23 protein-coding genes are annotated in these 24,955 nt (G+C 33.9%); 8 read left to right on the top strand and 15 right to left on the bottom strand.

Annotated features, from left to right (window positions below; all coding sequences use genetic code 11):
- Positions 1-15: 15 nt before the first annotated feature.
- The 6 genes from C0J27_RS05470 to C0J27_RS05445 all read right to left on the bottom strand — a co-directional run bounded on the left by C0J27_RS05470 (position 16) and on the right by C0J27_RS05445 (position 6,202).
- On the bottom strand, positions 16-789 hold the full coding sequence (locus tag C0J27_RS05470; protein ID WP_115586166.1) for a hypothetical protein: 774 nt from the start codon (positions 787-789) through the stop codon (positions 16-18).
- A 324-nt stretch (positions 790-1,113) separates the two neighbouring features.
- Positions 1,114-1,857: a TlyA family RNA methyltransferase gene (locus C0J27_RS05465; protein ID WP_162801838.1), complete on the bottom strand. Its 744-nt coding sequence runs from the start codon at positions 1,855-1,857 to the stop codon at positions 1,114-1,116.
- On the bottom strand, positions 1,838-3,568 hold the full coding sequence (locus C0J27_RS05460; protein ID WP_115586164.1) for a trypsin-like peptidase domain-containing protein: 1,731 nt from the start codon (positions 3,566-3,568) through the stop codon (positions 1,838-1,840). Before C0J27_RS05460 ends, C0J27_RS05465 begins: the two co-directional genes overlap by 20 nt.
- Positions 3,569-3,690: 122 nt before the next feature.
- A complete protein-coding gene (locus C0J27_RS05455) occupies positions 3,691-4,347 on the bottom strand; it encodes a hypothetical protein (RefSeq protein WP_162801837.1) in 657 nt (218 codons plus the stop codon).
- A 140-nt stretch (positions 4,348-4,487) separates the two neighbouring features.
- Complete coding sequence (locus C0J27_RS05450; RefSeq protein WP_115586162.1) at positions 4,488-5,522, bottom strand: ankyrin repeat domain-containing protein; 1,035 nt, start codon at positions 5,520-5,522, stop codon at positions 4,488-4,490.
- A complete protein-coding gene (locus C0J27_RS05445; protein WP_115586161.1) occupies positions 5,495-6,202 on the bottom strand; it encodes a hypothetical protein in 708 nt (235 codons plus the stop codon). Before C0J27_RS05445 ends, C0J27_RS05450 begins: the two co-directional genes overlap by 28 nt.
- A gap of 125 nt (positions 6,203-6,327) precedes the next feature.
- Here C0J27_RS05445 and C0J27_RS05440 point away from each other — a divergent pair, with 125 nt between their 5' ends.
- The 3 genes from C0J27_RS05440 to C0J27_RS05430 all read left to right on the top strand — a co-directional run bounded on the left by C0J27_RS05440 (position 6,328) and on the right by C0J27_RS05430 (position 9,742).
- The gene (locus C0J27_RS05440) at positions 6,328-7,653 is read left to right on the top strand and encodes a glycine--tRNA ligase (protein WP_115586160.1); all 1,326 of its coding nucleotides are present in this window, start codon (positions 6,328-6,330) and stop codon (positions 7,651-7,653) included.
- An 89-nt stretch (positions 7,654-7,742) separates the two neighbouring features.
- A complete protein-coding gene (locus C0J27_RS05435) occupies positions 7,743-9,080 on the top strand; it encodes a TrkH family potassium uptake protein (protein ID WP_115586159.1) in 1,338 nt (445 codons plus the stop codon).
- A gap of 20 nt (positions 9,081-9,100) precedes the next feature.
- The gene (locus C0J27_RS05430; RefSeq protein WP_115586158.1) at positions 9,101-9,742 is read left to right on the top strand and encodes a potassium channel family protein; all 642 of its coding nucleotides are present in this window, start codon (positions 9,101-9,103) and stop codon (positions 9,740-9,742) included.
- A gap of 409 nt (positions 9,743-10,151) precedes the next feature.
- Here C0J27_RS05430 and C0J27_RS05425 read toward each other — a convergent pair whose 3' ends face one another.
- Positions 10,152-11,765 (bottom strand): ankyrin repeat domain-containing protein, encoded by a 1,614-nt coding sequence (locus C0J27_RS05425; RefSeq protein ID WP_115586157.1) that lies wholly within the window; start codon positions 11,763-11,765, stop codon positions 10,152-10,154.
- Between the two features lie 155 nt (positions 11,766-11,920).
- Positions 11,921-12,250, bottom strand: coding sequence for a 50S ribosomal protein L21 (gene rplU, locus C0J27_RS05420; protein WP_115586156.1), 330 nt, complete (start codon positions 12,248-12,250; stop codon positions 11,921-11,923).
- A gap of 432 nt (positions 12,251-12,682) precedes the next feature.
- Here rplU and C0J27_RS05415 point away from each other — a divergent pair, with 432 nt between their 5' ends.
- From C0J27_RS05415 to C0J27_RS05400, 4 genes are all read left to right on the top strand, one after another.
- On the top strand, positions 12,683-13,093 hold the full coding sequence (locus C0J27_RS05415) for a hypothetical protein (RefSeq protein WP_115586155.1): 411 nt from the start codon (positions 12,683-12,685) through the stop codon (positions 13,091-13,093).
- A gap of 66 nt (positions 13,094-13,159) precedes the next feature.
- Positions 13,160-13,555 (top strand): hypothetical protein, encoded by a 396-nt coding sequence (locus tag C0J27_RS05410; RefSeq protein WP_162801836.1) that lies wholly within the window; start codon positions 13,160-13,162, stop codon positions 13,553-13,555.
- A gap of 68 nt (positions 13,556-13,623) precedes the next feature.
- Positions 13,624-14,235: a hypothetical protein gene (locus C0J27_RS05405; protein WP_162801835.1), complete on the top strand. Its 612-nt coding sequence runs from the start codon at positions 13,624-13,626 to the stop codon at positions 14,233-14,235.
- Between the two features lie 100 nt (positions 14,236-14,335).
- Positions 14,336-14,806 (top strand): hypothetical protein, encoded by a 471-nt coding sequence (locus C0J27_RS05400; protein WP_115586152.1) that lies wholly within the window; start codon positions 14,336-14,338, stop codon positions 14,804-14,806.
- Positions 14,807-14,883: 77 nt separating this feature from the next.
- Here C0J27_RS05400 and C0J27_RS05395 read toward each other — a convergent pair whose 3' ends face one another.
- Together C0J27_RS05395 and mutS are read right to left on the bottom strand one after the other, a co-directional pair.
- Positions 14,884-15,321, bottom strand: a complete 438-nt coding sequence (locus tag C0J27_RS05395) for a hypothetical protein (RefSeq protein WP_115586151.1) — start codon at positions 15,319-15,321, stop codon at positions 14,884-14,886.
- 372 nt (positions 15,322-15,693) lie between these two features.
- Entirely contained in the window at positions 15,694-18,315 is a 2,622-nt protein-coding gene (gene mutS / locus C0J27_RS05390) for a DNA mismatch repair protein MutS (protein WP_162801834.1), read from the bottom strand.
- Positions 18,316-18,557: 242 nt separating this feature from the next.
- Between mutS and C0J27_RS05385 the strand changes: the two genes are divergently transcribed.
- The gene (locus C0J27_RS05385) at positions 18,558-19,379 is read left to right on the top strand and encodes a hypothetical protein (protein WP_115586149.1); all 822 of its coding nucleotides are present in this window, start codon (positions 18,558-18,560) and stop codon (positions 19,377-19,379) included.
- A gap of 79 nt (positions 19,380-19,458) precedes the next feature.
- On the opposite strand, the gene C0J27_RS05380 is transcribed toward C0J27_RS05385, so the two are convergent.
- The 5 genes from C0J27_RS05380 to C0J27_RS05360 all read right to left on the bottom strand — a co-directional run bounded on the left by C0J27_RS05380 (position 19,459) and on the right by C0J27_RS05360 (position 24,816).
- Positions 19,459-19,785 carry a hypothetical protein gene (locus tag C0J27_RS05380; RefSeq protein WP_115586148.1) on the bottom strand — a complete coding sequence of 109 codons (327 nt, stop codon included), beginning with the start codon at positions 19,783-19,785 and terminating at the stop codon, positions 19,459-19,461.
- Complete coding sequence (locus C0J27_RS05375) at positions 19,716-20,576, bottom strand: hypothetical protein (RefSeq protein ID WP_162801833.1); 861 nt, start codon at positions 20,574-20,576, stop codon at positions 19,716-19,718. Before C0J27_RS05375 ends, C0J27_RS05380 begins: the two co-directional genes overlap by 70 nt.
- 177 nt (positions 20,577-20,753) lie before the next feature.
- A complete protein-coding gene (locus C0J27_RS05370) occupies positions 20,754-21,065 on the bottom strand; it encodes a hypothetical protein (RefSeq protein WP_162801832.1) in 312 nt (103 codons plus the stop codon).
- Between the two features lie 161 nt (positions 21,066-21,226).
- Positions 21,227-23,764, bottom strand: a complete 2,538-nt coding sequence (gene uvrA, locus C0J27_RS05365) for an excinuclease ABC subunit UvrA (protein WP_115586145.1) — start codon at positions 23,762-23,764, stop codon at positions 21,227-21,229.
- Between the two features lie 407 nt (positions 23,765-24,171).
- Positions 24,172-24,816 (bottom strand): hypothetical protein, encoded by a 645-nt coding sequence (locus C0J27_RS05360; protein WP_115586144.1) that lies wholly within the window; start codon positions 24,814-24,816, stop codon positions 24,172-24,174.
- Positions 24,817-24,955: the final 139 nt, after the last annotated feature.

Genomic DNA, 24,955 nt, shown 5'->3' with positions numbered 1-24,955 from the left:
ATTTTTAAATTTGATTCAATTAGCCTGAACTGTAGAAGCATGAGTTGAAGTAGCCATGTGATGTAATAAATCTTGAAAATTTTGTGTCTGGTATATTTGTAAATATTCAGAAGTTTTATTTTTCTCAGTCATGTTTGAAAGTATGTCAAAAGATACTTGATCAATTTTTTTAAGTAATGGATAAAATTTTTCAGCTAACTTTTGTTGATCATCTTGGTGATGGCGATAATATCGAATAAATCGACTTACTAACATTCTTGGAGGCAAAGAAATGTTCTTATTTGAATATTCTATATGTGCTATATTATCTAAAAAATTTGGTACAAATAATTGAAACAAAAGCATTTCAAAATATAATTGAAATGCATTGACCGTACATTGTTCATCACTTTGTGATAATTTTAAAATTTCTAAGTTAGTCTGATACGCATATCTAAATTCAATATCAGACATCAATATTTTTAAATTTTTTTCATAAAATCTAGATTTTTCAAGGTGATTTCCAAACTTTTCTATCATGTAAACTTTAAAAGCATCTTGAAAATCTATGTCTCCATTAAAAATAATTGCATAGTCTATCGCAACTTCTTTTTCAATCTGAGTAAGCGGCTTTTCATTATTCATAATTGCAGCAATATCCAATGAACTTTTAGTATCTCCATCAAATGTATTACGAAAATGCTCTGGATTTGTACTAGGAAACCACAAATTTGCATCTACACTTGCCTGAGTTACATACGTCGATAAGATGCAAATCAGTAACCCTAATGTTATGTAATGTTTTTTCATGCGTTTCCCTTGTAATTAATTATCATATTGAATACATTGTACATATTACACAATATATACAACAAAATTCAATAATTTTAAAAATTCTATTCATGAGTTACAGATGAAGATACTTATAAAAAGTCTATAGAATATAGGTTGAGTGAACCAAATTTTCACAAGAGAGTTTTGCCCTCCGTTTTCTATGAAAACTCAGAAAATTTGCTAACCGGTCTGCCTGATGCACTTTTTTCAAGATGCAATGAGATTTTTTATCACAAACAAAAAGAGAGCCTGACTTGTATAGTCAGACTCTCTTTTTTAATACTTACAAAATTTTAAAGGTTATTTACCTTTAGAAAAACAAACTAAATACTCAACGTTGCCATCACCACCAATAGTTAATGATTCAACGCAACCTTGTAGTTTAAATCCTGCATGTTCTATCGCGGCAATAACATCTTGAACAATCTGCTTGCGCAAGACGGTGTTTTTTACAATTCCACCACGAGCTAACGATTTTTTAACCGTTTCAAATTGTGGCTTAATTAAAATAATCATTTTGCCTTGCGTCTTTAATAATTGCGCAACAACATCAATAATTTTAACAACCGAAATAAACGAAACGTCGATTGCTATAAAATCAACTGGATCTATTTTACCAAGGCAATTTCTGATATCAGTTTGCTCCATAACAACCACACGGTTGTCTGCTGCTATCTTTGGATGCACTTGCTTTGTTCCAACGTCAACACCAAAAACTTTTGCTGCATGATGCTGTAATAAACAATCAGTAAAACCACCTGTTGACAAGCCAACATCTAATGCAGTTAAACCTGCAACATCAACATTAAAAGCCTGTAATGCCTGGTTTAATTTAGCTCCAGATCTGCTTACATATTCTGGTTGGTCAAGCTGCAGCGTAAATGCTACAGCTTGATCCACTAATTGTCCTGGTTTAATGATTACTTTTCCTGCAATCGTCACCATGCCATTTTTAATCCATGACTGAATTAATGAACGGCTTAAATCTGGACGTTGCTTATGAATCACAACGTCTAATCTTTCTCTACTTACCTGATTTTCCAAGAGTTCCATTGTTTCCAATATTTTTTTTATTTTGTAATTCTTTTGCTGGAATCACCTTTGCCCCACTGACTTTCACCGGTGTCTGTTGTAATGATTTTTCCATCATAGCTGCAACACCTTTTGAAATTTCGTACGCATAGGTACGAGCAAGACGGGATTCATTTTCAAGAATATCTTTTTTCGATAGTGCAACCATTGCATTATCTGTTGTTTGTATCTTAATTATATCACCTGCGTGAGCAATTGCATCTTGTAAATCAGCAATTGTTGAAACTTTTTTACCATCAACTGTCTTTAAGATCGATCCAGTCAATGGTAATCGACAACGTTGCGCCGGAGAATTTGACATAACATGCGTAATAACAAGCACTGGTTCAGTCTGATTACGGTCTTCAACAAACTTAGCAAGCCCTGATGCAACAGGAATTAACGGTTGAATATGATTTAATGCTAATGGCATAACAACTAAACCACCAAACATTTCGTACTCAATAGCTTCGTAACCTGGGAACATTTGACGAATTGGAGCTAATTTTCTACGTCCAAAGTCACAGGTAAACTGCTTACGAACACCGTTACGATACACCACAAAACTTACTTTTTCACCAAGTGCAAGACGAGCAACATACTCTGCTGTCGAAATTTTATCTTCACTCCATGGCACTGTCATATCACCATACAGATCAATTTTAATTCCATTAATTTCGTAGATCATGTCACCTGATTGTAACTGCCCATTTAATGGACTATCTGAAAGAACTTCAATAATGTATACCCCACCTGGCAATGGATTACCTAAACTTTTTACTAAATCTTCAGTTGCCATCGACTGCAAAATACCAAGGTATGGCTTACGCACTAATCTTTCAGAACGTAATTCATCAAGGAAAACTTTAACATCATTAATCTGAATAATGTACCCAACGTTTTGGGCTGATACGATTCCTGCAGTGTTAATACCGATAACTTGGCCTGATGTATTAATAGATGGTCCACCTGAATTTCCTGGGTTGATTGGTGCACTCATCTGAATCATCCCACCTTCACGACCACTAATTACCCCAGTCGTACTTTTTAATGATTGCTGACCAAGTGGATATCCAAGTGCCATAACTTCATCACCGCGACGCATTAAATCAGAATCACCAAGATGTAAGTACGGAATTTTTCCAAGCACTGAACGAATAAGTGCAAGCCCTTCTGGACGAATTTTAATTAAGGCAAAATCTTTTTCTGGCATAATACCAACTAAATCAGCTTCAAACTGGTGCTTACCAAACGATGGAATTTGCACATGAATAACTGCTGCTTGATTAACAACGTGTGCATTGGTAATAATTTCACCAAGCTCACTGATAAAGAATCCTGAACCCAACCCTGCTCCAATTTGAGGAACTTTGTACGGCTCAACCCAGTTAAAATTAGCACTTTGCACAAACAGTTGAACAACAGTATTCTGAACATTCTTTTGTAAATTTGCCCATAATTGAGCTGATGTTGCGGTCGTCACCATCGGACAATTGTTTGCATCAATACTTTGCTGTTTATGTATTGATAGTTGCTGTGACTCAAGCGCTTTGACTTTATCTTCTAAATACATACAAGCTTGTTGCACTTCTTGATGGTTGAGATACATTAGGTACCCAGAAAAACCACAAAACACCGATACCATGATAAGTAAAGCAGTAAATGTTATATGAGTGAACTTCATACAGACTCCTTAAAAATGTAAAAATGTCACTATTTTTCACCTAGGATAACGATTAAGTCAACAAATGGCTACATTTATTCCATACCATAATTTATAAGAAAGCTTGCTCTCTACAGTTTATGTTAATCAATTTTATGTATAATAGGGGCACCTGAAGCTGAATTATAGTGTTGCAGTCCCAATCGATTTTGCTGATCAGGCTCATTGACAAAAACAACTGCTGACCTTCTTTCTGTATTTTCATAAGGAGTACTGACTTGCTCAACTGTACGCTTACTATAAGAATTTGACGTTTCAATTGATTCAGAATGGTATGAATAATTGTAGGAAGAACTCTTGGACTTAGCTACAGAATAACTATGTACCACCATGCTCTGAGTAACTTTTTCACTCAAAAATGTATCTCTATTGCCAACAGTTGTATTATTGGTAAGTGATGTGCTTGCAGGAGCATCTGGCTGTACACATACCACTCCATTGTAAGCCCTTTCTTGAGACATGCCAATATGAGGGGCATCAATGCCATCAATTGTTATATCTTCAAGATCTTGGCAAGAAGAAATATCGCTTATACTATCATTATCAGTGTTATTTACAGCAGGAATTTGATTTGGACACCAATATTCACATCCCACACAACAACAATGTACCTCACAACAACTAACACCTGAAGGTCTTGGGTAACCAAAAGAATAACAGCAAACATATGCACTCAGCATCGGCATAATGTTGTGAGTGTGACTTGCAATAAGAACCAATAACAAAATTTTTTTCATCATAAGAATCCATTTTAAAAAAATATAATGTGACAGCTCATATGATACAAGGCTTGTATGTTTTAGTACATATGATGCAAGAATATGTTCAACTTTTTTTAGTAAGCCTATTTTTCATAAAAATCATACAAGTTCATGTAAATTCAAGATTTAAATTTTCTTTTTTTAGAAACTTGTTGAGGAGAGCTATTTGTTGCTCGTATTAAACTGGTTGCACACGATTGCTCTTTACTCGATAACTTAGACAAATATGGTTGCAAGCAACTAAGCAACATGCGATTGTCCACCTGAAGACCTGCTTGAAGTAATAACCGAATAGATTTATAAGCTGTATTTTCAGCTGCTCTTTGTAATAAATTTAAATTTTGATATCCAAGAACATGAATATCCATACCAGCTGCCATCAATAATGTAACAATTTTATCTGCATCATGTGATACAGCAACTTCTAATAGATTACTTTTGTGTAAAAAATTATGCTGATTAATTTTTTCATGCTGCAAAAACAGTTGCATAACGTTTTCTGAATTATGTGATACGGCACAAAATAAAGGGTCTGCATATAAAACATCTTTTCTACAATAACTCATCGATTGGTCTGCAACTTCAAAACAAAACTCCATTCCAGTAGAAGATTGTGAAAAAACTGGTATATACTCAGTTGCTAAAGAATCAAGTAAAATTTCTGCTGATTGCTTAGCATCTTGCTTAGCTGCGATTGATAATGCATGAATAATATCTTGATGAGAATTTTGAAATTTTGCTCTTAGCAGATACGGTATGATTTTATATGCATTATGTTCAGCTGCAATATTTAAAAAATAATCTTTTACATCTGCACCATGATCAATTAAAATTTTTGCAACTTTATCAGCATTACATTCAATTGCATAATGTAAAGGACTTTTATTATATACCGAAAGATTTGCATCATCTTCATATTGTAAAAGTTGCAATGCAACTTGATCAGCATCATATTGTGCTGCTACATGTAAAGGATATTGATACACATCATTATTCGTCATTGCAAAACCTTTTGCAAGTAAAAATGCTGCTACTTTTGCATTATTATACTTTGCTGCCTGGTGAAGTAAGGTATTATCTGATGTGTCAGTTAAATCTACATTAACTTTATACGCTATAAAAAAATCTATAAAACTATCATTTTCACACGACAATGCTTCAAAAAAAGAGGATCTCTTCCTTCTACTTCATCGTTGTAAGAATAACAATCTTCGTAATCAGAATCTTGCTCATCTTGACTATCAAAGTGATAAGGTAGCTTTGTGTACAAATCAATATAAGCAGTCATAACAGGTTGTAAAAATGAAATATGTGTAAGATTTTCAAATAAAGCATCTCCAACTTCATCTACTTTTTTTCCAGCTTGTATAGCATCTAGAATTACTTCATGAATATGATTTTTATACTCTTGATGGCGCAGATAAGCTTGTACAATCTTTCTTTCTGCTGCACAAACAGCATCGTCTATCTGCTGTGGAGTCACTATAATCTTATCGTTGTGTAATTGAACTTTTTTATATACCTGCTTTTTAAAAAAATTTTCAAAACTGCCAAGCCCCAAATGAGAAAATTCATGAACAAAAAAACTATATTTATCTTTAAAGGTGATAATATTTCCAAGCGTATCAGTGCTATCAGACAAAAGATCATCTAAATATTCAACAGGAAATTTCATATTTTTTTCTAGAGCTATCAATGATCCAACATGCATAACATGTTCATCTCCATGATTCATTGATAAAGACGATTGCTCCATACTAACAATTACATTGAAGAAAAAAATGAGTCCAAGAGATATTTTTTTAAAATATTTTTTTCCAATAAACAAATTCATACAAGACCTAAATTTACATTTTGATACGTTTATATAACGTATAAAGAATAGCATCAAAATGATAAATCTTATATACTGTAGTTCATAAATAAATGTAGATTTAAACGCTTATTAAAAGGTCTATCATGCAAAAACCAACTCAAGCAACACTGGATAAAATCATATCCTTGTGCAAACGCAAAGGATTTGTATTTCAAACAGCTGAAATATACGGCGGATTAAATGGCGTCTATGATTTTGGGCACCTTGGATTTTTATTACGTGAAAATATAAAACGCGCATGGAGAAATTCGATCGAAAATGATCTTGGTGAAATTTACACCCTTGAAGGATCATTACTTGGTACACAACGTATGTGGGAAGCATCAGGACACATCGACAACTTTCATGACCCAATGGTTGACTGTAAAAATTGCAAAAAACGTTTTAGAACAGACGATGGCAGCATCGATCTCAATAAAAATTGCCCAGATTGCGGTATTAAAAACTGGACAGAGGTTCGTAATTTTAACTTAATGTTTAAAACTGAACTGGGTGCAGTTGCTGATGGAACAGCCCACGCATACCTACGTCCAGAAACAGCACAAACTATTTTTATTAACTTTAAAAATATGATGACAACCAACCGTGCAAAAATGCCGTTTGGTGTTGCGCAAATTGGTAAATCTTTCCGTAACGAAATCACCCCAAAACAGTTCTTATTCCGTTTAAGAGAATTTGAACAAATGGAACTTGAATGGTTCTGTTCACAAGAATCTGCAATGGAAAACTTTGAATTCTGGCTGGCAAAACGTCGTGAGTTCTATAGAAGCCTTGGCCTGAATATGGATAGAATTCGCTTCCATGCACACGGCAAAGAAGAATTAGCTCATTACAGTGTTTGCTGTACTGATATAGAATATGAATTCCCGTTTGGTTTTAAAGAACTTGAAGGTATTGCGCATCGCGGGACATTTGATTTAACACAACATTCTAAATTTTCTGGTAAAGATCTTGCCGTATTTGATGAAGCAACAAAAACATCGCATACTCCAGTTGTGGTAGAAACTTCAGTTGGTGTTGATCGTCTTTTCTTAACACTGTTATTTGATGCGTATTACGAAGATGAAATGGATGGCGAAACTCGTGTGGTATTAAAATTTGCTCCACACATTGCCCCAATCAAACTTGCAATCTTCCCTTTAACTAAAAAGCTAGAAGAACCTGCACTAGCACTTTTTAAAACGATCAAAAAAACAGTCCCAAATATTCAATTCGATGTGACAGGATCAATTGGAAAACGTTATCGTCGTCAAGATGAAATTGGAACACCTTTCTGTATTACCTATGATTTTGATACAGAACATGACAACTGTGTAACGATTCGAGATAGAGATTCAGGCAAGCAAGATAGAATTGCTATCACTGATATTATGTCGTATCTAACTGAACATGGTGTGATTAATTCATAAAAGCTTAATTTTCATAAGCGATATGTTTATAGTAATAAACATATCGCTTTTTTATTACTCTCTGTAATTCATACTCATAAAGGTTTGTTATGGCTGTAAAACGTACAAAGCAATTTATAAAAAATTACCCCGCCCATTCAGTGCTGTTATCTTTGTTTGTAACGATTTGTGTTGGATTCATTCTCTTAGCATTGCCTGTCTGCCAAACAAAATCGATTGGTTTGCTTGATCTTTTTTTCACTTCTGCATCATTGACAACTGTTACTGGCATGATGACCGTCAGTTTACAAGACTTTACTATCTATGGGCATTGTATCATGCTCATACTCATGCAAATTGGTGGCCTTGGGCTTATGACGATGAGCTTATTCTTAATGTCACTTTTTGTTGATCTTGGACTTTATACACAAATTCTTGCCAGTGAAATATTATCAATTCAAAGCTTTAAAGACACCAAGCGAATCTTGTTATTTATTATAAAATTAACATTTGCCTGTGAATTTATTGGTGCGATTATCACGTTTTTCATTATTCGCCATGATTACACCCTAAAACGTGCAATTTTCTTATCAATTTTTCATGCAATTTCTTCATTTTGCAATGTAGGCTTATCATTATTTGCTCACGATTCTATTTCATATAACAATAATATTTTGATGTGCATGACAACGACATTGCTTCTTTTATTTGGAAGCCTTGGATTTGTCACCTGGCATGAATTTTTAAAATATTGTAAGCAATGGAATCGTCATCCTCGACTCTCGTGGAATACAATTATTGTCGTCAAAACATTTTTTTTAACTATGGCAGTTACCACGATACTATTCTGGCTTTTAGAACGTAATAATACCCTGAGCTCGATGTCTGCACTACAAACTTTATGTAACATGTTACTTGTTGGTGTTGGTACAAAAAGTTCTGGTTTTCTACCTGTTGATATAAATTATCTTCAACCTGCTACAATTTTGCTTTTAGCGGCTACAGCGTTTATTGGCGCTGCACCATCTTCAACTGGTGGTGGTATAAAAACTGGTGCTTTTGCAATTTTTCTTGCAGTCATTCGCGCAACAATTTACGGAACATCTCATATTGATATGAAAGGTCGTTCAATTGCACGCGATCAAGTTTACAAAGCGCTTTCTATTATTTCGCTTGCAAGCTCATGGATTATTGTTGTATCATTTTGTCTCTTGATTACTGAACATACCTATGGATTTATGGATATATTTCTCGAAACTATATCAGCATTTGCAAACAATGGCATATCAACAGGCCTGACAAAATGGCTTACTCCTGTGGGTAAATTATTTATGATTGCAACGATGATTGTAGGACGAATTGGGGCACTTACCTTAATTATTGGCATGCGAAGTTCATCAGATACAAAAAATTATTCGTATCCAGAAGAGCGAGTTATTTTAGGATAAATTAAACGAAAGTTATAGTTATGAAATTTTGCGTCATTGGTCTTGGCAGATTTGGAAAACAAGTCGTTAAACGATTACACGAAAATGGTGCAGAAGTACTTGCAATTGACCAACTTGAATCGAATATTAACTTAATTAAAGATTATGCAGCTCAAGCTGTATGTATCAAAATTCATGATGAAGAAACGTTAGAAGCTATTGGCATTGATGAAATGGATGTCATCATTATTGCAATTGGAGAAGATTTTTCTCAATCAGTTTTGCTTGCAGCAATGCTCAAAAGCAAAAAATCAAAATATAAAGTTATTGCCCGAGCTAATGGTGCAATTCAAAAAAATATATTTAGATTAATTGGCGTTGACCAAGTTATATGCCCAGAAGAAGAAACTGCAACCGACCTTGCAGATACGTTAAGCTTTCCCTTTACTAATTTAGCTCGGCTTAATGCAAACTATTCAGTTGCATTAATTAATCCGCCTAAAAATTTTATAGGTAAAAGCATTCAAGAAACAAATTTATTTGAATATTATCATATAAATTGTTCTGCAGTGCAACAAGGTGAAAATATATTATCAGTTACCGGCAACTATGTTATTACAGCAGAAGATAAGCTCATTGTTTCTGGTGAAAATCACAAAATTAAACAATTACTCCATGTATAAATAGATAAAGGGAAGATTCTAAATTTCAATAGAATCTTCCCTTTATAAAAAACAGTTACCTATTTTGCAATAGTTTTTAGACTTCTTTCACGCTCTTCATTGCTGATTAAATTTTTTATATATAAATTTTTTGCAAGCTGTTTAGCAGGTACATCAAATTCATTTTCAATATCGATATCAATCCCAGCTTGTAACAAAAAACTAGGCTGTGTGAACAAAATTTAAAAGTTGCGTACAATCCTACGATATCGCTTCGCTCATCTCCGGAAACATAGGTGGCGGCGGCCACTTTACGCTTTTTTAGTTTAAAAAATAGTGCATCAGGCCCACTGGCCTGCAAATTCCTTGAGTTTTTGTAGAAAATATAGGGCAAGACTCTTTGGTAAAAATTTGGTTCACAAAAAACTAGTTAAATATCAATTATTCTGAGCAACTGCATGATGTAAAAGAGTGCAATTGTGAGAATCAACGACATTAATAGCAACTTTTTTTCTTCTATAAGCCTCTTAACAACTTCTATGTTATTTTCTGATGCTGCCATATGTACTAAGCTGTCCCAATTTATTTCATCTATAGCAAGAATTTTTTCAACCTTTTGCATATCTTCAACTCGTACAAACTGATCTAAAATTTTATACGAAATTTTATTTACAACATCTTGATCTATTTTGCTTGCGTAAGCTTTACCAAGACAATCGATAAGATAATCAAATGGAACGCCATAATTTTTATTATACATCATAAGCTCGCGCACAATTTTTTCATTGCAATTGTCTATAGCATAATCTAAAGGCCATCTTGAAGGCTTACCAGATTGATTCTTGGCCTGGTCAACATACTGACAACCTACGCTTTGCAAAAGCCTTATCATAGGTATATTTGAATCTTTACAAGCCTGAAAAAATAACGTTTCTTTAGCTGCATTTTTTAAATTTTTATCAAATCCATGCTTCAATAAGATCGCTACCATTTTAATATTATTTTTTGAAGACCACCAAGCAGCCCTATTTGGATCTAAAAAAGCTACTAGTTTTGTTTTATTTGTCTTTAAAAGAGTTTCAACAACTTCTACATTTTGATTTTTAATAGCAGTATATAAAGGACTAAAAAGGTAATTACATGTATAGTTTAAAGCATTTTCAAAATCTTTATTCTTTTTTACTCTTTTACGCTTTGTACCAATCTGATTGTCAGCATTTTTTGATGCATCATCATCGACAAAAACTTGTACCATGGCAGCAGATTTTAATTCAGTCAACGCATTAACAAAGCTATTACGGCCAGGAGATATATGTGCTTGATAACTAAGTAATTTTTTAACCATAGGAATATCATCACGACTTACCGCAATCTTTAACGCTGTATTATTATGTCTGCCTAGCAAGTCAACATCAACTCCCAATGAAAGTAGCTGTTCAGCTATTTCTAAATTACCTGCTTGAGCCGCTATATGTAATAAAGAATCTTGTAATCGACCATGAATAAAAATAAAATTAGTATTAAATTTTTCACCTATAGGTGTATTAATAAAATCTTTACGAACTACTTGTACAATAACTCTATTATTTTGATCCATAACATATTCAATAACTGAAGTATCGGTAACTAAAGCAGGGTCTTTGATATATTGTTCAAAATCTGTAAGAAAAGGAGTTTTTAAACCGCCGACAACAAGATCTAAAGCTTGCCCATGGACATCTCCAAAATTTACCTCGTGCGACTGGGCATCATCATCAATATCATGTGATATATGCTTATCAAAATAATTATATAAAGGAGACTTAGAGCTGCTTGGAATATCAATATTTAAAAGATTACGATTACGCAATAAATAAAATCCTTGATCTAAATAAGGATTTTGCATAACTTGCTCATCTAAAAATTGTTCTCTATTGTTATCAGCAGTAATAGCTTGTGCGGAATCTTTCTCCAACTGAATTTGAGTCGATGAAGAGCCAATTACTACAAAATTCGACAAAACAACACTTACCAGAAAAAATAACTTATTTTTATACCGTATCATCAACAAACTTTCAATACAATGAAGAACAATATTACACTATAAATAATAACAATTTTCACAATAGAAAACAATTCAAGACTGTTAAGACAGTATACATAAAGAAAAAAGCCATACATTACTGTATGGCTTTTTAAATTTTTAATCTTTTTCTTAGCTTAGATAGCTTCGATACGGATAATAGTCAATTGTTGACGATGACCATTTTTCACACGGCTTTTTTTACGACGTCTGAAATGATAAATGATAATCTTCGGACCTTTCATTTGTTTAACGATAGATGCTTTAACCACACCACCAACAAATGGTTGTCCAATTTCGATTGCTTCGTCAGATGTTTTTCTTAGTAAAACTTCATCAAATTCAATGATATCACCGAATTCACCTTCAAGTTTTTGTACTTGAATTGTTTTACCTTCAATACCTTGATATTGGTTTGTACCTATTTGAAAAATAGCGTAACGTGCGAATGTATCTTTGTGTTCCATGAAAAACCTTTAAACTCCAGATCTTTACAAATTTATTATGTTCTTATTCTAACAAGAGATTACAATGATGTCCAGCTGAATCAAACAGCATCATGGCGAAAAATTTTTCACAAAATGCTTGTACCTAGATGGTTTCATATAAATGTCATGATACAACTATTATATACCATTTTTTTCAATTTGATAATATAAAAAATATATTCAACAACATATAATCTTTAATTTTTTTAAATAAATCGTAATATTTTTATCGTGTAACTACAGAATAATTCTATCTATCCTTACTATTCTTGCCATCCATATATCAATAAAAAAATTATATTGCACCACTTTAAAACACCATTAATTGAAATAATATTAAAATCTATTGAAGTCTAATGTTTCAATTTGGTAATATCAATTCAGATTTTACCAACAAAAAAAAGGAATTATATGAAAAATATTACTAAATTTATGATGATATCTTTGATGATGACAGTTGGAAGTTTAAGTGCATTTGGTGGAAATCGCATGGGTGTAGACCCGGATACATACAGACCTGGAAAAGAAACCCAAAATTATTTTATTTTTACTTCAGATCATTTAGATCAATCAGCTCTTAATCAAGCTCAAGTAGATGCAACTAAAGTTTATGGTAAATATTATCCATTACTACAACAACTTTCATTAAAAAATATAAATGATAATACATTTGTATGTAAATTTGAAAATGTTAGCGTGCAATTAGATCAAAAAAACAATGTAGCTCCAGAAGAAACATCACTCATTGCAACATTTACTTTACCTAAAGCTGCTGCTTTTCAATCCCCAACTTTTTCTGTATATGGAAAATTAGTTCAATAAAAATATCTGTATCTAAAAAAGGAAAATAGTATGAAAAATATTACTAAATTGATGATGGTATCTTTGATGATGACGGTTGGAGCAGTTAGTATGCATGCAACTGATGTATGTACAGTAGACTCTGATGGCAAAACAACAGATTGTCATGATGTTAATAATAGAACTGATAAACCACTAAAACGAAAGAAGGGTTCTTCTTCACCAATGGTAGGAACTTCTTCTGCGACAGATGCTCCACTATCATTTACAGCTTCAGAAGATTTCGCGGATGAAAATCAAACCGAAGGTAATTACTTCCCAAGCAGTAAAACTGCTACAATTAATAACTATGTATTTAATGATGTGGAAGAATCGATAGACCAACACATAGATGGTAAAGTACAAATTGGGTACCTTTCTAATAACGACAGTAATAATTTTTCCATGTTAAGAGAATACTTGCATGGAGTATTACAACAGTAAGAAATAAACTCCATAAAGGCTATCGCAAGGTAGCCTTTATCTTGGCTTTTTATCACGAAAGCATGCTCATGAAAAAAATATTAATAACAGTTTCTTTGTTTTTGGTCGCAAGCCTATCAAGTGCCCTACGAGCTGGTCGGCCCACCGTACCATTTCCTATTCCAAATTCAATGACGTATCCGTCAAACCAAGAGTCTGATAGCCAGATAGCACGAGAGTTATTCCCAGAAAATTCTTTTTCAGAGATTACGTCTGGTAATAAAGATGCTATTGACACGTTTGAACAGTTAAAAAAAAGTGGCATACCCTTCTTGAGAAAAGAAAGTGTTACAGATCCTGACTCTTCTGGAATTCAAGGTTACTATTGGGATCTTAAAAATACTGATGATAAATTGCAATATGGTGGCATTGCTCGTGCAGAACAAGATCGTTATGTCAGTGTTGTAGCTGTGCAAGCAAGTCGAGTTTCTGATGAAGAAATAACTGATGTTTATAACGCCCAAAATAATGCAAAACACGCTGCAAGTGGTAAATTTAATCCTGGATATTTAATTTATTTTGGCACATTTATTGGTGAAGAAGATGGCAAGACTTACTATCTATACGGCCGTTACGTAAACACCCTTGCGCCAATTGATCCGCTTGATGCAAACGGAAATTACCCAACCGAAAATATTTAACGCACAACTATAATTAATATCATTGAATTTCATTATCCTGATTAAGTATGCTAAAAGAGATTAAAGATGCGATGGTAACCAATGAAAAAGGAATATCCTCATGCAAAAAATATATACATTAATGCTTGCTATCAGTTTGATAGGACTACAAGCATCAGTAGTGTTTGCAAAAAATGTAAAACCCACACCTGATAACACCTGCATTGTGGTTAATAAAACGGTGATACAACCATTAGTACCAAAGCAGCAAGTATTTATTGCGGAAAATGGAAATCTTGGAATTTATCAAGCAAACACTGGGAAAGCATATATTGATGAGAACGCGTATAAAAAAGTTAGCAGAGTTTTAATAACTGACTCAGGAAAAATTTCAAAAAAGCCTTTTAGAAAAGCTTATTTAGGCATGCTCGTTGAAGATGATAAAAAATATGCGCTCTTTGGTAGAGAGAGTGATCCAGAACCAATTAATGATGCTCCTGATGCTGATGTACGAACTGAAGAAAAAATTCAAGAAGATTTTGGCAGCAACTTTGGCAGCGGTCGATACACACCTAATGATAAGTGGGACTAGGTCATAATAGATTATCGTATAATAAAAAAGAGCTCATGAAATAAGAGCTCTTTTTTATTATATAATTTTTAAGAAAATTACTTTGATTTTTTCAAAATACCTTTGAAATACTTTTGTTCAACATTTCGTGTATAACTCGCTACGCTGTTTGGAGATGTCGGGGTACTCTTAGCAAAAAATTCTATTCTTTCTTTTTCTGCGTACAAAGTTACATATTCAAAAAACTGAGGAGTTTTAAGCACTTGCTGTGTTTTGTAATGATCTTTATCAACTGATTTAAATTCATCTATTTTTTCATTTAATTCTTGCAACCGCTGATCGTTTATCTGTTTTACAAGAGCGGCAGCATTTGCAGCTTTTGTAATGTCTTGTAATTTTTTTTCACATAAAACAAGTTGTGAACTAAATTCTAAAGATGTTATAAGCTTTTTACGAAAAGAAAAATCCATAGAATGCATAGGCGATGTTATCATACCAAAAAAAAGTAGCAAAGTTATATTTTTAAAAAAATTCATAGAAAATCCATTATTTAATAGTCTGTCGTAAATATAATACTATATACAGTATACTATATATAGCGAATAGTTACAAACAGCAACTATTTTATTGACTTCCCAGTCTAACTAAAAATTATAAAACTTTATTAATTTGTGATGCACATGAATTTTGAAAAACATCATATTATTTTAATCTAAAAACATCGCTCATTTGTTCAGGCAATGTTAACTTTTGCTACTTTTATTACTGCTTGTACGATAAAAATTTTACTTGGCGCATACAACATATTATTTTTTATAAAGTTTATAGAACATGATTATAAAAAAAGCCTATCGTGTGACAGGCTTTTTTTTTATACAACTCAGTTAATTTTAGATGTATACGCTCATTTATATTTTTTTACTCTCTTGCTGCAATTGCCATAACAAATCAAATGCTTGTTTTGGTGATAAATTATCACAATCGATATGTTTAAGCGTATCTATTAAACCTGCTTGCTGGTTATGAGTTTGCGATAATGCATGATACTTTTGTTCCCACTGATTGTCTTGAGGTAATTTTTTTTGTACCGGTAAAAAGTTTAATTGTGTATTACCCTGGTCTTTGTGCTCAAATTGTTTGAGCAGATCATGTGCCCGAAGTAACAATGGAGCTGGTAATTGAGCAAGTTTAGCAACTTCTAAACCAAAACTTTGGCGAGCAACACCTTTAACAATTTTATGTAAAAACAAAATACCCTGTTCTGTTTTTTTGCTATCAGCATAGTATGTCACGATCCCTTTGTAATGATCTTGCAGATAGGTTAATTCATGGTAATGCGTTGCAAATAGACAACGCGCTTGCACAACTTCATAAATATATTCAACGACTGCTTGTGCTAAAGCTAATCCATCAAAAGTACTCGTGCCCCTGCCAACTTCATCTAAGATGACTAAACTATGTTTTGTTGCTTGTAAACAGATTTGTGCAGTCTCTTCCATCTCGATTAAAAATGTACTTTTTCCTTCGGCAAGATTATCTCCTGCACCAATTCGAGTAAACACTCGATCTAAGATTGGCAATGATGCGTGTGCCGCTGGAACAAATGAGCCAATTTGAGCTAAAATACAGATCAACGCTGTTTGTCGTAAGTATGTTGATTTCCCACCCATGTTTGGACCCGTCACAATCCATAACGATTGCTCATCGGTTAAAAAAGTATCATTTGCTATAAATTGGTGTACTAATTGAGCTCCAATGACCGGATGCTTACCTTGTTGAATGATAATGTCTCGTGTTGCATTAAACTCTGGACGAACATACCCTTGGTCATAAGCTATACGAGCAAAACCAAGCAAAGCGTCAGTTACGCAAATAGCTTCAGCTAACTGCCGTAATGGCGTTATGCATGCAGCTACTTTATCTTTGACCTGTTGAAAAACTTCTTTCTCGTAACTTTCGATCGAAAATGCTGCTTGTTGCGCTTGCGCTTGTATCTGTTGTAAAAATGGAATGGTATATCGCTCACGCCCAACTAACGTCTGCTGCCGAATATACTCTGCAGGAACTGCGTCTGCATGAGCTTTGGTGATCTCGATGTAATAACCATGCGCGCTGTTTTGTCTAATTTTTAAAGAATTGATTCCTGTGCGCTTTTGCTCTGCAGCTTCTAATTCTAAAATTTTACGATCTCCCTGCGTAACATACTCACGCAACGAATCTAAATGTGCATCAAACCCCTGCTTAATTACCATATCTTGCAGCTCACCATCATAACAAGCTGCAGTCAGCAGATCATGAAGCGCTGAGAAATCAATACACGTACTCAATAGATGTTGGACGATAACGGCAGGACAATTTTTTAATAGTTCATATAATTTTGGAATTAAACCGGTAATAGTACCTAGTTGCACATAATCTTTGATGCCAGATTTTTGTAAAGCAATGCGCCCTACAATACGCTGTAAATCACCAAACTGCTCAAAAAGTATGATTAATTGATGCAATAAAGCAGGATGTTGGATAAAAAATGCGACAACGTCTTGACGCTGTACAATGGCATCACGATCTACCAATGGTCGCAATAACCAACGACGAATCATGCGAGAACCCATCGGCGTCACCGATTTATCAATACAAGAAAGTAAGCTATTTTTTTTAGAACCATCAACGTTATTTGCAACCAAATCTAAATTTTTTTGTGTTGCTGGATCTAATAATAAAAACTCATCTGGTCGATAAAAATGAATTTCTTTAAACTGCTGAGCAGCATCTTTCTGATTTTTCACTAAGTACGAATGCCATAAAGCTAATGCAGATACTAATGATGGATTTTTTTCAAGTTCTACACATGATGCACCAGAAAATTGTTGCTGACTCCATGCTGTAACAGCATCTAACTGTTCTTGATCAATTGCTAATTTATGACGCGTTGTAAAAAACCCACGTTGTTTAAAAAAATCTTCAAATTTGCCCATGCCAGATTCTGCTTGGAGCAAAACTTCGTCAGGTAAAAATCTAAAGAGCTCTGTTTCAAGTGATCGATCCCCACCAACTGGTAATACCGTTGCATGAATCTGTGATGTTAAAAGTTCAGAAAAAAGAAGACCCCATGAATCTTTGGTCGGGAAAAAAGAAAATAGATACGATGATGTTTTAGAGTCTAATAATGTTTCAGATGTTAAGGTACCTGGCGTAAAAACCTGCGTAACTCCACGAGTCACCATTTTTCCAGTGACTGCTTGCTCAAGCTGCTGACATAAAGCAACTTTAAAACCGCCTTTAACCAACTTGGTTACATAATGGTCAAGCACATGAACAGGAAAGCCACATAAAGGAATTGGTTCATTTTGAAACGTGCCTCGCTTTGTTAAAGCAATACCAAGAAAAGATGAAGCTTTTTGAGCATCATCAAAAAATAGTTCATAAAAATCACCGACTTGAAACAATAACAATGCATCGTTAAACTGCACTCGAATATCAAAATATTGTTGCATTAAGGGAGTTAACCCAGACAGCTGCGATAGATCCATGAATTTTTTTCCAGACATTGAAGAAAGAATACCAATCACTCTCAGTATACAAAAAATCAGAATTGACATCAAACAAACTACAAACGAACATATAAATCCATGCTTTGCCCATGAACTAAATTTTCACCATGGTATCTGGCCTTTTTGCCGCAAACCATTGCACATAAAATCTTAAAATTGGTAGGATATCAGTATAGATACCAATAAAAAATAAACTTTTTTGGAGAATTGTTATGCCTACTATGAAAAAAATCAATTTGATCATTTTGTTCGTTGTGTTATCTAATTTAGATAGCATAATATCAGCACAAGAACGATCAAAAACAGTTCATACCACAAAAATTTCTTCAATCCCAACGCGAGCTATGTCCCCTCGTGCAAGCAAAGTAACAAATTCTGTTGTAAAAAAAGAAGCTCCAATTCGTTCCATTACAAAAAAAACAGTCCTGACTGAAGAAATTGCTCCAATAGAAAATGCATCAATTATAAATATCGATGACAACCAAGTAGAATTACTTGATCAAAATGAAGTAACCTTAGATGCTCCTGAAATTCAAAATGAACCTGTAGAAAAAGATGATACAAAAGACATTTTAGAAAAACTTGCACTCATTAATAACATCGATACCAATAATCTTAAAACAACACAAGATAGTTCTTACACTCAGTTATTTAATAACTTTGTAGGATTAAAAAATTTTATTGTACAGAATTTTAGTAAAGCTAAATTTCAAAAACTTTGTAATGAATTAATCAATCAAATTTATCCAGAAGATGCAGCCACTGATATCGATTTTGGTTCATCTACACCAGTCGTTACTCCAGCAAAAACAAGCTCTCCTGAAATAGCATCTTCTGTACAACAAGCACCAGCAACAACTGAAATCGCAAGTCAACCAATCCCAATGAATGATGCACCTGCTTCAACTGGAGCTTCATTTGATTTTGGCGCTACACCAACTGAAGATCAATCAACACCAGAGTCTTTACCTGAGTCAACTCCAGAAGAACCAAATTCGCCTGAATCAGAACAAGATGATGCACCTGCAAGCCAACCAGAGTAAAATTCTACAATAATAAAAAAGGGTGTTCATAATGAACACCCTTTTTTATTACAAGATACTTATAGCTTTGCAAGAAATTTTATAATCGATATCCCATAATTTCGATATGTTGATTAACAATCATCTGAAAGTTACATATAAGATCAAATAATCCATGGCCCTGTTTACTTTGTTGATATAAATCATCAAGCGAGCATGCTAAATTTTCTTCTAGTTGAGCTGCAAACAAATTTGTAGCAGAGATAAGACTTTGAATTTTATCAACATATAATAATTTTACATACTGATCTTGCGACTTATTGGTAACAAACGCAGCAATTTTTTCTATATCAAGAATTAAAAAATTACAAAATTCAGCAATTGTTGCACGATTAAATTGTTCAATTTGTAAAGGAGTTGTAACCAATCCCTGCTCAATCTGCTGTCGATAGTTAATAGCTTGCAAAGCAAGATCTTGCAACTCTTCAAGTGATGAAGTTTTTCGTAAATAATCTTTTTCATAGCAGATACAATAGCACCTTTATTTAAACTATTTGACGTCTCTGCAATACGAATAATCTCTTGCATAAACTCTGCAAGCACAATTCTTTGTTGTCCAAAATTTACGTCCATCGATAATCGCTGGGAATACAAATCAAATGGTACAGCAAATTCCTTGAGCATAAAAAGCAGTTTATCAAGGTTTGTTTGATGCTCAATAAAACCCCTTAAAGAGTCAACATCATATAAATATTTCCATGACGAACTTATTTGTTGGCTGGCTGTATTGAGCATAAACATCCCAATACATGAAGAGACTGCAGCACCTATGTTTTTTGTAAAATATATAGAATTTTCTGCAATATTTTTACCAACAGCACACATGTATGTATATAAAAAGTTTGAATTGTCTTGATCGATCATTGATTTTACTTCACTACCCAATGATACAATCACGTCACCCTCTTTTAAAACATATTTAGAATTTTGAGCAAAATAAGGTTGCAGTTGAAATAGACCAATGACACAAGCGGCTGCAGCTACAGTTATCACAACTTTTTGCATGTATCGATAATCTTCTTGAGATTTTGCTATATCAACGGAATGCTGTAAAGATTCAGGTGATATTCGTATGATTTTATACTGATCTGCATTTTCAGCACAAACTGTTGAAAATAACATCATGCAAAGCAAACTGATTTTTTTTATACCATTCATATAATTTCCAAATTATAAACGTAAATTGATATAACGATCGTACCAAACTATCTACAATATCACAAATGGATAAGCCTGATCTCAAGACTTCGTCATATAAAATAAATATATATAACGAAAAAGCTTACCAGATAAATCTGGTAAGCTTTTTTTACTATCTAAAAAACATGCTAATTTTTAGCTAGCATACTCATATGGAGCTCTTTTTCTAGGAGAAACAACACAACGACCTCTTGTTTTTGTTTCAACTCTTGGAGATGGTGTGTTTGTAATAACAGGGCAATCTGATAAATCTCTACCATTTCTTTTTGGTGCTGGAGAAACAGGACAATCAGCCAATGAATTTAATGAATCGGTTGATTCTGGTTGCTGTATCATAAAAGCAGATAAAACAGCACGTCGTGCACAAGGAGTATATATATCATTTTTACCCATAGCACTTATCTGAGAACCCATTAAACACAAAAATAAGCAACCTAATTTTTTCATCTTTTTTTTCATTTCACTTAAGAAAACACAATGTGACTATCTGTTTGTATATGCATTACGACATTGGCATGTAATATTGATATAGAGTGTATATCAATACTAAGTATAACTTCTTTAAAAAAAATCTCTATTGCTATTATGACTTTAAAAACATCAAAGCGTTATAAACTTTTTTTAAGATACTGGCCTGTGTAACTTGCTTGAGTTAATGCTACCTGTTCTGGAGTTCCAATTGCAACAATTGTCCCACCCTTGTCACCACCATCTGGGCCCATATCAATGATGTAGTCAGCTGTTTTAAGCACATCAATATTATGTTCAATGACAATAATTGAGTTTCCTTTTGCTATTAATCGGTTTAAAACGACTAATAATTTTACAATATCATGACTGTGCAAACCAGTTGTTGGCTCATCAAGAATATACAGCGTGTCTTTATCGCGCTTTGCAAGCTCATTAACAAGCTTAATTCGTTGTGATTCGCCACCTGATAATGTCGTTGATGGCTGACCAATTTTAATATAATCTAAGCCAACATCACACAATAACTGTAATTTTTTTGCTAAAATTTTATGTGCAGCAAAAAATTCTAATGCTTCCAGCGCTGTCATGTCTAACACATCGGCAATAGTTTTACCTTTGTATAAAATTTGCAATGTTTCTTGGTTGTAACGTTTACCTTTACACACCTTACAAATCATCACCACGTCTGGTAAAAAGTGCATCGAAACATTAATAACACCATCGCCAGAACATTCATAACATCTGCCTTGTGGACGATTAAAGCTAAATTGCCCTACTTCATAGCCACGAGCACGACTTTCTGGTACTGCTGCAAAAAACTTACGAATATCATCAAATACACCAATATACGTCCCAGGGTTAGATCGAGATGATTTACCAATAGGACTCTGGTCAATTTGCACTAAATTACGCAAATGTTCAACACCTTGTAAATCAGTATCAGCATCGTACATTTTGCTTTTATGGTGTGATAAAACTCGTTCAAGCGCTGGGATGAGCTCTTGGAATATCAAACTACTTTTGCCCGATCCCGAAACTCCTGAAATACCACAAAACACGCCGAGCGGAAACTTCACACTGACGTCTTTTAAGTTGTTTGCTCTGGCATGCTTTAATTCAAGCCACTTTGTTGCTTTTCGGCGTTGTGCAGGCGTTGCAATCGATAAGACACCACTTAAATATTTACCGGTTAATGAATTTGGGTTGTTTTCAACTTCTTGTGGCGTTCCACATGCAGTCATTTGTCCACCATGAATACCTGCTGCAGGTCCCATATCAATTAAATAATCAGCAATGCGCATGGTATCAACATCATGTTCTACAACAAGAACGCTGTTGCCTAAATTTTTAAGTGATTGTAACGTAAGAATCAAACGATCGTTATCGCGCTGATGCAAACCAATACTTGGTTCATCTAAAATATACAGAACACCACTTAATGCAGAGCCAACCTGTTTTGCAAGTCGAATTCGTTGCCCTTCTCCACCAGATAAAGTACGAGCTGTTCTATTTAATGATAAATAGTTTAAGCCAACATCTGATAAAAATTGCAAACGACTGACAATCTCTTTGCGTAAATCCATAGAAATTTCAGTCTGCGATTCAGATAGTTGTATATTTTGGAAAAACAATAATAACTTTTCAATCGAATAGTCAGAGAGCTGAAAAATATTTTTATTATCAATTTTTACCGCAAGCGCATCTTTTTTCAAACGCATACCATGACACTGATCACACGTCTGTACATGCGTACCCATCATTAATGCATAGCCATCCATAACCGAATGCGTCTGATCATAACGATTATAAATCCCAAGACCATGACATTTTGTACATGCACCAACTGGTGAGTTAAATGAGAAAAATCGTGGTTCAAGTTCAGGAATAGCAATATTACATGCTAAACACATACGCTTTGATGAATAGAGCGCAGGCTCTTGCCCTTCAACCATAATTTTGCACATTTCTTGCGCTATACCAAAGCTTCTTTGAATAGCTTCTTGTAAGCGAGCGAGTGAATCTTGATCTTCAACGGTAAAACTATCGACAAGAATATCGATCGTATGTTTATACGTCTTTTTTAATTTTAAATTCGCAATATCATCAACATGATTAAATTTATGCGTTACTCCATCGATGATGCATCGGTAAAAACCTTTTTGCATCAAGTCAGTTAACTCATGAATAAATTCACCTTTACGCTCAATAGCCAGCGGAGCTGCAATCGTTACCAGATGACCTTGAAACTTTTGTGTGATAGCATCAGCAATTTTGGTTGCTGATTGAGCTTCAATAACAACATCACACGAAGGACAATGTGGTGTCCCAATGCGTGCAAATAAAATCCTGAAATAGTCATAAATTTCGGTAATCGTACCAACGGTTGATCGCGGATTTGACCCAACTGTTTTTTGCTCAATAGCAATTGATGGACATAGACCATCAATGCGATCAAAGTCAGGTTTTTTAGGAATACCTAAAAACTGTCGGGCGTATGATGACAACGACTCCATATACCGCCGTTTACCTTCAACATACAAAATATCTAACGCTAAGGAACTTTTACCAGAACCCGATGGCCCGGTAATAACAACTAACTGATTTTTAGGAAAAGAAACGGTTATATTTTTTAGGTTGTGCTCACGAGCACCGATAACAGTAATTTTATCGTTCATCTATACCCCCTGTTATAATAATCTATACATTATATTGTAACAAAACTGTAACAATATAGTAATAGCGGTATTTTTTAACTCATAAGTTATATATCGAGCCTGTGTGAACCAAATTTAAAATAACGATACGAGCTTATAATATCGCTACGCTCATCTCTTAAAACATGGTTAGTCGCGCCCACTATACGCTTTTTTAGTTTTAAAAAAGAGTACATCAGGCCCACTGGCCTGCAGATCCCCAGAGTTTTTGTAAAAAACGTAGTGCAAAACTCTAGAGTAAAAATTTGGTTCAGAGCATCTAGATTATAATTACCAAACAAATAGATTCCTGATACAACAAAAGGCCATGGACTATGTTTTTTGAACATGGTCCATGGCCTGTATATTTTCAAAGCTACAAATGTATCTTAGCTTACTTGTACTGGTGCAACATTTTGCATATGTAAACTTGGTTGATACGTACTTAACACAAGATTTTTATCTTGATCTTGTACAGTAAAAGTAAAATCTCTCTCAAAACTATTTTTATTAGCAAATACAACTCCTGTTACTGTTTTACCAGGAAGTACAACTTGATTTTTCAACTGTTTATTTGCAAAATCATTATCCATATCAACGTTAAACTCTTTTGCGCCACATCCTTGCACAAGCGCTGGAACTAACGTAACCCAACCAGCTGCCAACGATGCAACACCAAGACCAACGCCACGCTTCATACCATTTCTATGTAAACTATCAGCAATTTTTTGTGCTGGCACAACTTCAAAATCAAACCCTTCAGGTGAAATTGAAATAGCTTTATCACTGTTATTTATAAAGGTAATCTGTACTGGCTGGAAGCCTTTTTTAATGATATTTTTATTGTTAAAAAACTTTTGGCAATCTTTTGCAGTCAAAATTTTATACTCAAAAGCAATATAATCTTTGCTTGCATGAGTTATAACTTGTGAAGATCCTTTTTTAAGAGTCTGCGATTTATAACGGGCATCAACAGATGAACTCATAACAACAAAACATCCTGCCACAAGTAAACCAACTTTATTTGTTTTCATACTAAAAACCTTTTTATATAAGATTATGGCTCTGCTTAAGAATTATTACTTTTAAAAGCAGTGACCTATTTAATTACTTATTGAAATTATACTACACTGACCGTATAACCACAAAAGGTGTGCCGGCTTTTTGAATTTT

It is taken from the genome of Candidatus Chromulinivorax destructor (assembly GCF_003366055.1).
Classification (GTDB): Bacteria; Babelota; Babeliae; order Babelales; family Chromulinivoraceae; genus Chromulinivorax; species Chromulinivorax destructor.
This window is presented reverse-complemented; position numbering and strand designations above follow the sequence as displayed.